The organism is Emergencia sp. 1XD21-10, from assembly GCF_009936045.1.
In the GTDB taxonomy this organism is placed as follows: Bacteria; Bacillota; Clostridia; order Peptostreptococcales; family Anaerovoracaceae; genus Senimuribacter; species Senimuribacter intestinalis.
The window spans coordinates 40,753-54,519 of sequence record NZ_QWEQ01000005.1; the positions used below are offsets into that span (position 1 = coordinate 40,753).

General features: G+C 46.0%; 13 protein-coding genes. 1 reads left to right on the forward strand and 12 read right to left on the reverse strand.

Annotated features, from left to right (window positions below; genetic code table 11):
- Positions 1–42: 42 nt before the first annotated feature.
- A complete protein-coding gene (locus D1151_RS03925; RefSeq protein ID WP_161908022.1) occupies positions 43–1,539 on the forward strand; it encodes a PLP-dependent aminotransferase family protein in 1,497 nt (498 codons plus the stop codon).
- 78 nt (positions 1,540–1,617) lie between these two features.
- Here the strand turns inward: D1151_RS03925 and D1151_RS03930 are convergent, their stop codons facing one another.
- The 12 genes from D1151_RS03930 to D1151_RS03975 form a co-directional block, all read right to left on the reverse strand.
- Positions 1,618–1,881 (reverse strand): type II toxin-antitoxin system RelE/ParE family toxin, encoded by a 264-nt coding sequence (locus tag D1151_RS03930; RefSeq protein ID WP_161908023.1) that lies wholly within the window; start codon positions 1,879–1,881, stop codon positions 1,618–1,620.
- Between the two features lie 2 nt (positions 1,882–1,883).
- On the reverse strand, positions 1,884–2,108 hold the full coding sequence (gene relB / locus D1151_RS03935) for a type II toxin-antitoxin system RelB family antitoxin (protein ID WP_161908024.1): 225 nt from the start codon (positions 2,106–2,108) through the stop codon (positions 1,884–1,886).
- A gap of 75 nt (positions 2,109–2,183) precedes the next feature.
- Positions 2,184–2,600 (reverse strand): hypothetical protein, encoded by a 417-nt coding sequence (locus tag D1151_RS17010; RefSeq protein WP_330588283.1) that lies wholly within the window; start codon positions 2,598–2,600, stop codon positions 2,184–2,186.
- Positions 2,539–3,153 carry a hypothetical protein gene (locus D1151_RS17130; protein ID WP_330588276.1) on the reverse strand — a complete coding sequence of 205 codons (615 nt, stop codon included), beginning with the start codon at positions 3,151–3,153 and terminating at the stop codon, positions 2,539–2,541. Before D1151_RS17130 ends, D1151_RS17010 begins: the two co-directional genes overlap by 62 nt.
- Before the next feature lie 4 nt (positions 3,154–3,157).
- Positions 3,158–3,373, reverse strand: a complete 216-nt coding sequence (locus D1151_RS17015; RefSeq protein ID WP_306770848.1) for a hypothetical protein — start codon at positions 3,371–3,373, stop codon at positions 3,158–3,160.
- Between the two features lie 284 nt (positions 3,374–3,657).
- Complete coding sequence (locus tag D1151_RS03945; protein WP_161908025.1) at positions 3,658–4,935, reverse strand: hypothetical protein; 1,278 nt, start codon at positions 4,933–4,935, stop codon at positions 3,658–3,660.
- Position 4,936: 1 nt separating this feature from the next.
- Entirely contained in the window at positions 4,937–5,899 is a 963-nt protein-coding gene (gene dusB, locus D1151_RS03950; protein ID WP_161908026.1) for a tRNA dihydrouridine synthase DusB, read from the reverse strand.
- Entirely contained in the window at positions 5,892–6,713 is an 822-nt protein-coding gene (locus D1151_RS03955) for a type III pantothenate kinase (RefSeq protein ID WP_161908027.1), read from the reverse strand. The genes dusB and D1151_RS03955 overlap by 8 nt, the downstream gene beginning before the upstream one ends.
- Positions 6,714–6,735: 22 nt before the next feature.
- Positions 6,736–8,319 carry a PucR family transcriptional regulator gene (locus D1151_RS03960; RefSeq protein WP_161908028.1) on the reverse strand — a complete coding sequence of 528 codons (1,584 nt, stop codon included), beginning with the start codon at positions 8,317–8,319 and terminating at the stop codon, positions 6,736–6,738.
- A 9-nt stretch (positions 8,320–8,328) separates the two neighbouring features.
- Positions 8,329–10,389: an ATP-dependent zinc metalloprotease FtsH gene (gene ftsH / locus D1151_RS03965; protein ID WP_161908029.1), complete on the reverse strand. Its 2,061-nt coding sequence runs from the start codon at positions 10,387–10,389 to the stop codon at positions 8,329–8,331.
- Positions 10,390–10,477: 88 nt separating this feature from the next.
- Complete coding sequence (tilS, locus tag D1151_RS03970; protein WP_161908030.1) at positions 10,478–11,899, reverse strand: tRNA lysidine(34) synthetase TilS; 1,422 nt, start codon at positions 11,897–11,899, stop codon at positions 10,478–10,480.
- Between the two features lie 51 nt (positions 11,900–11,950).
- On the reverse strand, positions 11,951–13,699 hold the full coding sequence (locus tag D1151_RS03975) for a SpoIIE family protein phosphatase (RefSeq protein ID WP_161908031.1): 1,749 nt from the start codon (positions 13,697–13,699) through the stop codon (positions 11,951–11,953).
- Positions 13,700–13,767: the final 68 nt, after the last annotated feature.

The following is a 13,767-nucleotide window of genomic DNA, read 5'->3' on the forward strand; positions in this document are numbered from 1 at the left end:
AGAAGAAATCATACGACTTTTGGACTATACGGAGGGTGCCAAATGAAAATTTCTATCAATCGAAAAGCCCACACGCCGGTCTACGCACAGATCCGAAATGACATTCGGCAGAGGATTCTTTCTGGTGAGCTTGCTAATGGATTCAAGCTGCCGGCGGAGCGAACACTGGCAGCCAATATTGGCGTGCATAGAAATACCATAGTCAAGGCTTACGAAGAACTAATCAGCGAGGATCTAATCAAATCCTCCATCTCTCCTAGGGGCTATTTTGTAACGTACAGTCAGCCTGCCGACTTTAAACGGGGCGGCAGCTTTAAAAGCAGCAGATATCCCGGCGCACTGAGTTTCATGTTAAAAGAGGAGTATCTGCAAATGGACAACCTTTTCGCCAAACTGTTTTACAGCAGCGGTGTCGACAGCCCCAACGTGCCGCTGATTTCCATGGCTGCTGATATCATTACCCCTGACCTTTATCCGAGAAAACAGCTGAATCAGATTCTCAGCGAGCTTTCTGAAAAGGGCCGCTTCGACTGGTGTGACTTTGCACCTTCCCAAGGGCTGCCTCAGCTGATTCAAAGCATTCAATCCCTTTTAGAAAAGCGGCACATTCACGTTTCTCCCAAGGAAATTCAAATTGTGGGCGAAACCTACGAAGCGCTGCAGTTTGCTGCTCGAATTTTTCTCTCTGCACGTGATACCATTATCTGCGAAGAGCCAATCTCCCCTGATATGCTGCAGGTGCTGCAGTCTCTCGCCCTGAATGTCATCACCATTCCCATGGATGAAAACGGCATGCAGACCCAGTATCTGGAAGGTCTCATTGTAAAGTACAGACCTCGCATGATTTACACCATACCAACCTTCCATTTTCCAACAAACACCATCATGAGTCTTTCCAGACGATATGAGCTCTTGGAATTGTCCTATAAATACGACATTCCCATCGTGGAAGAAGACTGCGACTCCGTTCTTGGCTATGAAGGAGTTCCCATTCCGTCCCTAAAATCTCTGGATACCATGGGAAATGTCATCTACGTCAATTCCTTTATCGCCACCATCTGCCCCGGCGTAAGGGTGGGCTATATGGTCGCACCGGAGCGAACAGTAAACAGGTTTTCCATGCTGATGGAAAACAGCCGGATCTTCGTCAATCCTATCGGTCAGTATCTGGCTTCGGAATTTATCAAAAAAGGCTACATCTATGACCACATCGACACTCTTTGCGACTTCGGGAAAAAAAACAGAGACTGCCTCTGCAGTGCACTTTCTTCTTACGATGAAATTGCCTACAGGTTTCAGGTTCCAAAGGGCGGTACTGCCCTCTGGTGCTGCCTAGACGAAGATATCAACCCACAGGCACTTCTGTACAAAGCCCATGAGCTGGGCATTTCCTATATGCCCGGCGATTTGTTCTTCCCATTCATGAACAAAGGAGACAACTTCCTCCGTCTCGCCTACGGCAACGTAACCGAGGAAGAAATCGCAGAAGGTGTCGGCAGGCTGTCCGCCGCTGTTGCCGCAGTGCGCGGGCGCAGATGAAAGTAAAACATGCAGCGAAAAACACCAGCCGAACGTTCCGGCTGGTGTTTTGGTTATTATCTGAGGACAACAAGATTCTTATTTATAAATTTCTCTTCTATGTCCGATGTCTACCGCAATAATTACCAGCTGCTCATCTATAATTTCAACCAGTAATCGATAGCCCCCAATTCTGTATCTCCAATATCCCTTTAAATTGGCAGTGAGTCCTTTTCCTTGTGCTCGTGGATTTTCACAGTTTATCAAGTGTTTCCTTATCCATTTAGCAATTAACTGCTGTACGGATTTATCTAACTTTCCAAATTGCTTGTCAAAAGTTGGAGTCGTCTCAACTCTATACATACCTACAGCTCCAATTCTTCCCACAGCGCTTCAATAGGTCTTGTTTCCAGCGTTCCACTTGCCTTTTCTTTCTCATATCTTTCAATGATCTGCAAGTCATATTCCTCTTCCAATTTATCAAAAACAATCTGTTTGATCATGCTGGATACCCCACATCCATACAGTTTACTCACATTCTCAAGCATTGTCATTTCATCATTTGTTACTCTGACGCTAATCACACTCACTTCCCACACCTCCAACGTCATACATTTGTAGTTAACCTTATTGTATCATATTCTTCCCAATTGTCAAGGAAACCATTACGCCACCAGCGTTCCAATTCTGAGCACAAACAGCGCCGCTGAAATCCACATAACCGGCGGGATACTTCTGCCTTTTCTTGTAACCAGTTTCAGAAATACCCAGGTCAGAATGCCGAACATAATCCCGTTGGATACGGAGTAAGTAAACGGCATCATAATCATGGTGAAAAAGCCGCTGACGGTGTCTGCAATATCGCCGCTGAAGTCAATTTTTTTAATGGAATCCATCATCAGAAGTCCGACCCAAACCAGAACCGGTGCCGTTGCAAAAGACGGAATCGCCAGGAAAATCGGAGAAAACAGCAAGGCTGCGACAAACAGAACTGCCGTCCTCACAGAAGTCAGTCCTGTTCTACCGCCGTTGGCAACGCCCGCACTGGATTCGATATAACTGGTTACCGTAGAAGTTCCCAGCGCTGCGCCTGCAACGGTACCGCAGGCATCGGCGAGAAGCGCTCCCTTTGCCTTTGGCAGATTGCCTTCTTCGTCCAGCATATCTCCCTTGGATGCAATACCGATTAGACCCCCCTACCGTATCAAAGAGGTCGACATATAAAAATGAGAAGGTAATAAAGCAGAAATGAATCACATGGTCTGCCACCCAGCTGAAATCAAATGTCAGAAAATGCAGTGCAGCAGGCAGCGCCAGTCCTGCTGACAAGCTAGGGAACAGAGAGTACACGCCCGCCTCCGGATCCACCGTATACCAGCCGCAGCTTTCTGCAATCATGCCCATAGCCCATGTTGCCAGAATCCCAATCAGGATATAGTCCTTTACATTAAATCTGTAAAGTACCGCCACCAGAACGGTGCCCGCAATAGCAAGAACAAGCTGAGGAGAACTGAAATCACCTAAATCCACCAGCGTTGATGGACTAGCAACAATAATCCCTGCACCCTGCAGTCCAATAAAAGTAATGAACAGCCCAACGCCGCCGGTAATGGCGTACTTTAAATTGGCTGGCACATCGTTAATGAGCCGCTCTCTGAAATTGCATAAAGACGATACCTTCCACAAAAAACGACGCCAGCGCAATGGGGTAGTTGGTAAAAAACGCCATAAACAGGGTACTTACCGCCGCCGAAACTGCCGTTGCCGTAAATACTGCGGCACTGTCCATGCCTGCGTCTGCCAGCATAGCAGGATTCACTGCCAGTATATACCATCGATACAAAAATAGTGGCACCCGCCATGATTTCCGTCCTGACCATGGTGCCATGCTCTTTCAGTTTAAAAATTTTGTCCAAATGTATCTGTTCTCCCTTCTATAACCTATTTTTTTTTAATTTCCAATTTTTATTATATTTCATAAAACAACAATTCCAAGAGAAAAGCTATATATTTCTTTGGAAAATCACAACGTTACTGCACGTAGTCTATTGCAACTCATTACGACCATTTTTAAAATCCTGTACATATAAAACATGACCGCAGAGATGCTATTTCTCGTCTCTGCGGTCAGATTCGTCATTACAGAAGTTTCATTTTTTTCATTGTAACAACTGCCGAAACAGCTGCAGCCAGCACCAACACATAGGTACCCAGCGGCAGTTCATCACCGGTCGCCGGCGCGGATTGCCCATCGCCCTTGCCGGACGTACCTGCTGTGCTGCCAGCAGCTGCACTGCCATCTTTATCATAGACATAACGCAGCACCAGACCCGAACCGGATTCATAGTCACCAAGGGTCAGCGACTTCATACGATAATACTTCCAATTGTAATCATCATACAACGCATAGTCACTGTAGCTTCCCAGATACTCGTAGGTCTTTCCCTGATATACCGGCTGCTTAAAATCCTTTGCGTAGATGATGTCTCCTTCGGTTCCCATCAAATAATAGTTATTCGCTTTTTCACCTTCGTTAACAGTTCCGACAAGCTTTAATTTTCCGTCTACACGTTCGTAATAGCGGTGTTCCACAGTATAGTCACAAATTTGCGGACACTCGCAGACAAGATACGCGTTTGCGATAAGAATACCGCTGAATTCCTCGCTGGTTATGTACTCAATCAGGGGGTCGAGATTTGCAATCAAAGTCTTGATGTTCTCGATGTCCGCTTCTGTAATACCCATCTCTTCAAGGATTTCCCAGTCCTCCTGGGTCCAGGCTGAAGTATCTAAAACTTCATCAAGATCAAGACCCAGCTGCTTCATCAGTTTATCAAAAAGCTCAGAAAAGCTATTTACTTCCCCAAACTCTTCCCTTGCCGCTTCCATAATCATGTCGATTGCAGCTTTGCAGATTTCGTGGGTTAAAATAGCTGCAGAACCGTCCACTACATAGTGTCCCTCCGGCAGTCCCTCCACAGTGATTTCCACTTCGGTCAAAAGATTCTCAATATCTTCGATGACATCGCCTGCATCTTCCATGCTCGTCATGTCCAGCTTAGGGTCCTCTTCCAGCTCGCCTAAATCCAGTTCTCCCTGCATCTCCGCCAGCTTGTTCATGATTGCATCGCTGATTTTTTCAGATGGAAAGCCCAGCCAAAGTCCCATGGTTTCACCATCCATCTGCACTTCTTCCACAGGTACAGTCATATCCAGTCCTGCGCCCGGACATGTGAGGCGCACTTTCAAATCCTTTAAATTTTCAAGTTCCAGACAATCTTCATTGTCCACACTTACCATGACTACTGCATTGGGCGACTGTTTTACATCGTCCATAAAATCTGCAAATACGGTCTGGCAAAGGGATGCGATTACCATCATAACCGCAAGCAAACAGATAAAAAGTTTCTTTCTCATGTTAAATCTCCCCTATCATTTGTAATAAAGCGTCTGCGTCATCAATCTGATTGATTTTCCCGCGAATGGCGGCGCTTCCCGGAAGACCTTTCAGATACCAGCCCATATGCTTACGCATTTCGCGAACTGCAACGCGATCTCCCTTTAATTCAATCATATCACAAAAATGCCTTTTCATCACCTGCTTTTTTTCGGTAATTTCTGGTGGCGGAGGCACTTCTTCTCCACGCCATGCGGCGGTCACTTCTCTAAAAATCCAAGGATTTCCAAGTGCACCTCTTCCAATCATGACAAAGTCACAGCCAGTTCTAGAAAGCATCGCCATGGCGGAAGCTGCGTCCACCACATCACCATTTCCAATGACAGGAATAGACACTGCTGCTTTGACGGCAGCAATTTGACTCCAGTCAGCCTCTCCGCTATAATACTGCTCTCTGGTTCTGCCGTGAACTGCTATAGCCGCTGCCCCCGCAGCTTCTACTGCCTTTGCCGTCTCTACCGCATTGATAGAGTGAGAATCAAAACCAATGCGAATTTTTGCGGTAACCGGTTTGCTTGTATTTGCCACCATAGCGGCAATCAAATCGTGAATCAAATCCAAATTTTTCAGAAGAGCAGAGCCCTCTCCATTCTTCACGATTTTGGGCACCGGACAACCCATATTGATATCCAGTATAGCGTTTTCGTAGGAGTCCAACTTCTTTGCTGTAAATGCCATAATCTCCGGCTCGCTGCCAAAGACCTGAAAAGCTACCGGCTTTTCATGCAGATCTACATAAAGCAGCTGCTCGCTCTTCTGCCCGCGATAAAAGAGCCCCTTTCCGCTGACCATTTCCGAATATACCAAAGCCGCCCCCATCTCGCGGCAGATTCTGCGAGTGGGAGCGTCTGTAATTCCTGCAAGTGGTGCCAGCAAAAATGGATTGTCCAAAGTTACATTTCCAATCTGCAAGGATTTATTCATTTTCTTTCGTTCCTTTACATGGCTTGCTAGCCTTTTTGTTCTTCTGATAAATTAGTTCCAGACCTTCTAAGGTCAACATTTTATCTACATAGTCGATACAGGAAACACCACTATCTATGAGAGTGGAAAGCCCTCCCGTCGCAACAACTGTCACAGGCTTATCCGACTCAGTCAGAACTTCCAGTTCCTTCTTCATCATCTTAACGATGTAATCCACCATGCCCATATGACCGTAAACAAGTCCCGACTGCATACTTTGAATGGTATTCTTGCAGATAGTGTGCCCTGGTTCCTCCAGCTCAACCTTCGGCAGCTTTGAGGTCTTTTCAAAAAGCGCCTCAGAGGAAATCTTCAGTCCCGGTGCAATAGTGCCTCCCAAATACTCGGCATTTTCCGTAATAGCGCAGAAGGTGGTCGCTGTACCAAAATCAATAATAATCAGCGGTCCACCATATTTATGTACTGCTGCAACGGCGTTGACAATTCGGTCAGCACCAACCTGTTTAGGGTTGTCATATTTTACGATTAGACCAGTCTTAATGCCAGACTCCACAGTGATAGCACGTCTGTTAAAATATTTCACAGAAAGATGCTGCAGCGTATAGAGCACGGACGGCACAACCGTTGAAATAATCACATCTTTGACCTCAGAAGTCTTCAGACCCTCGTAAGCAAACAGCTGGTTGACAATCATGCCATATTCATCGGCACTCTTGTTCGTATCAGTCTTAATTCTCCAGTTGGTAATCAGCTTTCCGTCTTTAAATACGCCAAGTACGATATTACTGTTTCCAACGTCAAAAGCTAAAAGCATTTCCGTATATCTCCTTCATATTTTACTTCACAACTCGGTCAAGCCGCTTTAGGGCAAGCGCCATGGTAAGTCCCGGAATGACTCTGTTTCCGGTGATTTCTGCGCCCAAAACTTCGTTAATCCGTTTCAGTCTGTACTGCACGGTATTGGTATGAATTCCCATGAACTCGGAAGTCTTTCCGCTGTTCATGCCTGCATCAAGGACAAAGGTTTCCAAAGTCTCCAGAAGCTGCTTTGCCTTGTTTTCACCCATTTCCTTTTTAAATGGCTCTAAAAGATCCATATAATTCTTCTTCAAATAACCTCCCTGCACCTGCAGATTAATGCAGTTCGATACGAGTGCAAGTTCGTATTTGGTGAACACTCTCTTATATGGGAATACGCTCTCCACAAAAGTCCAGGTTTCACTAATCAGTCGGAATGCGTCTCCTGCACCCTCGATTCCGTCAATGCCCGTAGCATGGAAAATGCGCACCGTCTTACTGCCTTCTTTCAGCTTATCAAAGAGGTTCAGACAGCTGGTTTTCCGGGATACTTCCTCGTCCTCCCGCTTCTCTTCGTTTTTTAAAATCATACCATAGGTTTCTTCACCTTCGGTAATACGAAGCACTTCAATGCCTTCCCGCTTTTCAAAATCGCTGATAACACTGTTTCCCTGATTATTCTCAATGCCCTTTGCGTAAAAGACACTGATGATGTTGTCAGCTTTGACATTCATTTCGTCCTTCAGGGAATACGCTAAAGACTTGTTGCCGCGAATCAGCGCTTTAATCAGCTCTGCCCGCACGTCCCTCTCCGGCGTGTACTTCCACATGCCCATAGCAAGCTCTATAATCTCCGACAGCTTGGTGATTTCACCTGCTGAGTAATTATCCTCATTATCTACGATAAACAGGAAATATTTTTCTTTATTGATCGTAATTGGTCCCCAATAGGTCAGTACGCCGTTAACATCGATAAAAGTGTAAATACCAGCTTTTTCAACATCGCGTTCCTTACCTAGGCGAATGGCGTCGGCGATGGTAGTTCTCTGCCTCGTTTCAATAGACAGAATCGGATTAAAATCCTTAGATAACAGCACTACCTGAAAATCATTGCTGACAGCCGCCTCTCTCAGCGCCGCCTGAAAGGTCTTGTGTTTTTCAAAGTTCAGTAAATGGTAGATGGTGTTGTTGATAAGACTGTTCTTGAAATTGTCTCCGTATAAAAGCTTATCCATAATCTGCTCGATGGCATCAGAATATTCCGCCTTGTTATTTTGAGGAATCACAATCAGCGGCAGACCAACAGCTTCCGCCGTTTCTATGACCTCGCTGTCAGTGCTGGTCAGTCCCTTTTCTACATGAAAAATAACCAGCGCACTGACACCGCTTTTGGCAAGTCCCTTGATGACCTCACACTGGAGTTTTTCTTTGCCATGCATTCCGTAAAATGATGTCAGAACAATCTGCTCACGCACACCGTTATTTTTAACAGCAGTTTCCACGCTGACTGCGTCCATGACCGACACAGAGCGCACACGATTTCCAATATTACGCTTTCCTGCTGCAAGAATACTGGGGCTGAATGCCTCTAAACTCAAACAATCATTTACAGTGATCTTCATACATTACCTCTATTCTTCTTCCTTATGCTCCTCTTCAGGATCAGCTTCCGCCTCGCCGCTTTCAGTTTCCTTTATTTCTTCGCCATCGGAATCAGATGATTCTGCTTCTTCCATATAATCCGTATCATACTTTGCAAGCTCTGCTGCTTCTCTTTCCGCTTCTTCTTTGCGGATTCTTTCGAATTCAGCAGCCTCTTCCTCGTTGATTTTGCGGATTTCTTCGTCTTTTGCTCTCACCATGTCAGCCAGCTGCTTTGCGTCGACTTCTCCAGTATAAAGAGCTTCGAACTGCTCGCCGTCCAGAGTTTCCACTTCTAAAAGCGCCTGCGCTACTCTTTCCAGCTTATCCATATTTTCTTCTAAAATTTTTACAGTTTCATTGTAAGCGTCTTCAATGATGTTTCTGACTTCGTTATCAATTTCTGCCGCAACCCCCTCAGAGTAATTCTTTCTGGTGGAGAAATCCTTACCTAGGAATACCTCATCGGAATCGCTGTAGTTAACAGGTCCGATTTTTTCACTGAAACCGTATTTGGTAACCATACCTCTTGCAATTTCGGTCGCACGCATAATATCGTTGCTGGCACCAGTACTGATATCATCCAGTGTCAGCTGCTCTGCAACACGACCGCCAAGAAGATGTTTGATGGCATTGAGCATGCCTTTCTTGGTCTCGTAAGCCTTATCTTTCTCAGGCAGAGACATGGTAAATCCGCCGGCATTTCCTCTCGGAATGATGGTAATCTGATGTACCGGGTCGGAATTTGGCAGGGTACGCATTACCACTGCGTGACCGGCTTCATGATAGGCTGTCAGCTTGCGTTCTTCCTCGCTAATCACTCTGCTCTTCTTCGCAGGTCCTGCCATTACCTTGGTTGCAGCTTCTTCAATCTCTGCCATTCTGATTTTGCGGCCATTTCTCCTTGCCGTAATCAAAGCAGCTTCATTCAGCAAGTTCTCAAGATCCGCAGGAGTAAAGCCCGGCGTTCTTCTTGCCAGAATCTTCGGAGAAACCTCGTCGGATAACGGCTTGTTCTTTGAGTGAACCTTGATGATTTCTTCTCTGCCTTTGATATCTGGAACGCCAATGACAATCTGTCTGTCGAAACGCCCCGGTCTGAGCAGAGCCGGATCCAGTACATCCGGTCTGTTGGTCGCTGCCAAAATGATAATGCCGGAATTTTCTCCAAATCCGTCCATTTCAACCAGTAACTGGTTCAAGGTCTGTTCTCTTTCATCATTGCCGCCGCCAAGACCTGCGCCTCTCTTTCGACCTACTGCGTCGATTTCGTCGATGAATACAATGCAAGGTGCGTTCTTCTTCGCCTGGTCAAAGAGGTCTCTGACTCTGGACGCACCGACACCTACGAACATTTCTACAAAGTCGGAACCGCTGATGGTGAAAAACGGCACGCCAGCTTCACCCGCAGTCGCTCTGGAAACGTAGGTTTTACCGGTTCCCGGAGGCCCCACAAGAAGAATTCCCTTTGGAATTCTTGCGCCGACTTCTTTGTATTTTCTAGGATCCTTGAGGAAATCTACTACCTCTTCAAGTTCTTCTTTTTCTTCATCAAGACCTGCTACATCATTAAAGGTAATTCGTTTGCCATCACCTTTATAAAGTCTCGCCTTGCTCTTTCCAAAGGAAAAGGCTTTGCCGTTTCCGCCCTGATTCATCATCAGGTAGAACAGGAATCCCAAAGCAATTACCATAATCAGAGTCGGCAGCAGATTCAGAATCACAGAACCAGAAGAAGGCTTCGGTCCGCCCTTGTATTCCAGTTTCTTTTCCTGTACCTGCGGGAAAATATACGTATCCTCAATCCAGTCGATATCCGTAATATTTGCCGCAAAGGTGTAGACATACTTGTCTTTTCCAATCTGTGCAGTGATCTTTCTGTCCTCGATTTCGATTTCGGTAACTCTGCCGCTTTCTAAGTAGTTGGACAGTGTCGAAAACTTGACTTGCTTGTATTCTGCGCTGCCGCCTCCCTTATAGAAGAAAGCCGCTGCCAGTACCAGTGCAAAAATCACTAAATAAATACTGATATTCTTTACGAATTTTTTCAATTTAGTTTTCTCCTCCCGTGTCTATTGATAGCAATTTTCTGAAAAAATTGTTCTCTCTTAACAAAACAGTTTTATAATTTTATCATATTTAACAAATTATTTCAATACAAATCACTTTTTTTGTTGTCCCGCACAGCTTATATTTTCCCGAAAATCTTCCTTTTGGGTCTGCTTCGCAGGGAAGCACCCACAAAACCTCTCTGCCTATTTTCAGAAGAGGAACATCTGGACGCTGAGACTTAGGAATTTTCTGGTCCACAAAGTAATCCTGCAGCTTCTTTGTCTTTCCCTCGCTTAGGGCGATATAGTCGCCCGGCTGCCGGAAGCCCAATGTCATAGATTTTTCAGGCAGTAAGTCCTGACTGTCATACATCTGTGTCAATGCATCATAGTCAAAGACCGCTCTGCGATTTTCAGCCGGTGCCAAATAATCATAGGCGTCTTTACTAAGGACATAAACTTCCAGCGCAGGAAGATTCTCCCCCGCCTCAATAAACGGACGCATCACATCAATATCCTCATACCACTTCTGCAGGCGATAGCCTTTCGGCAGGCTGCAGCTGGCTGACGGTCCTTCATGAAAAACGATGGCTTCACAATTTTCAAAATGGGTCCACGCCAAATCCTGAGAAAGTCCTAAATCCGCACAGACTCTGGCAAGCACCCGCTGTCTGATTGCCCGATGAAGCTTCTTAAGACTGCGGCCATCGAGCAGCACATGGGTTTCACTGCTTTTCTTCACCAGTTTTTCGTATACGTCCTGTGCCTGCTGCCATAGAAAATCACTGTCGCACGCCGCCGCTTTCCCCATCCTAATCATTGTATCCTTCACCGCCGGATTGTATTCCTGTTCCAGATGCGGAATTAGACTGAGTCTGATTTTGTTTCTGGTATATTTTTCCTCCTCATTGGTGGAATCCATCCTCGGTAAAAGGTTCTGCACTTTGCAGTACGCCATGATTTCTTCTCGTTTTACGTCGAGAAGAGGTCTGATAATGCGATTCCCCGTCTCATCAAAGCGGGAGTATCTCATGCCGGAAAGTCCGTCAGTGCCCGCACCGCGAAGAAGTCTGAACAAAATCGTTTCAGCCTGATCGTCCGCATTGTGGCCAACAGCAATAACAATTTCACTGCGGGAAATGCCTCTCTTTACAAGCTGGTCTGCCACCTCTGCAAAAGCGCAATAGCGCGCCTTTCTGCCCGCTTCCTCCGGCGTCAAATGCTCTTCTTCTGCCAGCTTTACGCAGTCGATGACAAAAGTTCTGCAAGAAAACCCTGCCGTCTCGCAAAGCTGCTCCACATAAGCCTGATCCTCCTCCGCAGCGCCGGGACGAAATTTGTGGTTGACGTGAACCGGATAAAGGTGCAAGTCCATCTCCTTCGCCAGCTCTAAAAATACGTGAAAAAGGCACACCGAATCAGGACCGCCTGACAGTCCTAAAACGATGTGCTGATGTAGTTTGACTAAATTATGTCTTTGTATGGTTTCTAAAATTTGTTTTTTCATCATTAAAAGTATATCATATTTCACTTCATTTTGAAAGCAAAATACGAAAAGCATCTAAATTGCTGCAACCACCACCGTTAAATCATCTCGTTCCCTAAGTCCGTATTTCTCCGCCGCCTTATTTACAATCAGCTCTGCAATGGTTCCCGGGTCTTTGGTTCCAATCTGAGACAGCCGCTCCTGCAGCCATTGGCATCCTGTATCCTGTCTGTCGCAGTCGGTCACACCATCTGAAACCATCACCAAAAGGTCGCCTTTCTTTAACCGCACGTCAATATACGCAAGACTTACCCCCTCCACAATGCCAACAGGCGGTGCAGGTCTTTTCAGCGTGGCTACCTTTCCCTCGTGTTTCACAAAGGTTGAAGCTGCACCCATTTTGTAAATCTGCGTTCTTCCGGTCACTTTATCGATGATGGCAAGATCCACCGTAGCAAACATGTCTCCCCCATTTTCCGTCATAAGAATTCCATTTACCGTCTTTACTGCCAAATCCACATCAAACCCAGCTTCCAAAAGCTGAGACAGGGTCTTAACGACCAGATTGCTTTCCGCTGCCGCCCTGCTTCCTTTTCCCATCCCGTCACTGATAATAATAGCCTGTTTTTGCTTCCCAAAGGAGAAAGAAAGACTGCTGTCTCCGGATACCGCCTCAAAGGCATAAGACGCCTCTCCGATGATCACCGGCTTCACACGTTCCGCTTCGCCGGCGTGCGTCCTCTGTATCTGCAGATCTGTCAAGAGGCTATCCACGGTTCTCGCCATGCCTGCAAACTGGTAGGAGATAATCTGATGACTTTCCACATCACCAGCGTAAAGTTTACTCAGCGCAGTAAAAACCTGTTTTTTCTTCCTCAAATCCCCCTGGGCAGCATAAAGCTGCATATCTGCCTCGCTAAAAACTTCCGGCATGAGCCGCTGCTCCCCAGCACACCAGCATTTTACCAGAAGGCTCTGAGGGATAGTGATAAACAGCGATATCACCGCTACTAGTCCAAAAATTTCTTCTCTGCACAGGCTGCAGACCGTAAAAAACATCACCATTGCCAGAATCCCTTTTCGGTATTTTCCATCGACAAAAGCAGCCAGAAACCATGACACCACCACAGCTGTCATAATCGCTGTCATGAGTTTTGCTAACTCCTGCCCCTGACAGACTGCAAAGACTGCCATCACAGCCGTATACGCCAGCGCCTGCCGCATACCTTTGCAGTACTGCACCACAAGTACTACAAAAATCCAAAGAGGTATCACCAGAAGAGAATACTCTACAGCGCCGACGATAGAAACAGTTAAAATCGTAAGGGCAATCTCCGCCTTTTCCGTTGAAACTGCTCGCTGCTCTTTGCCTACAAAAATCATCTTCGCTGCTGTATTAAAAACTCTTATGTAAATCATCACCGCAATGGCTTCTTTCAGCAAAACCTGAAAATCCAGCAAATAAAGAATGTGCGCTGCCGAGTAGTAAAGACAATTTCCTACCGCCACAGCGATGACCGCTGCTGCCGTTGTCTGATGAATAGAAAATCTGATTTTGTGAAAGAACAGAAAAAACAGTCCGCACAGAAATACTGCGATAATGTCCCCATAGAAATCTCCTGTAGCAGCGGAATTTGTGAGTATCGCCGCAACCAAAACCGGTATTAAATAAATATACACCGTCGACACTGCTACCATTACCGCAATCAGCGCAATAGCGGCTGGAAAAGTATCCCCAAACAGTCTGATTCTCCCAAGAAAAAAAGCCACTGTCAAAGTGGCTAAAATCGTCTTTACATGAATCTGATTTCCTATAAATTCCATATTTTTTCCCCTTTGCTTCCTTTGATAATGACAGAATAGCACAAAAGCTGTGCAGGAAGCTGTCGAAG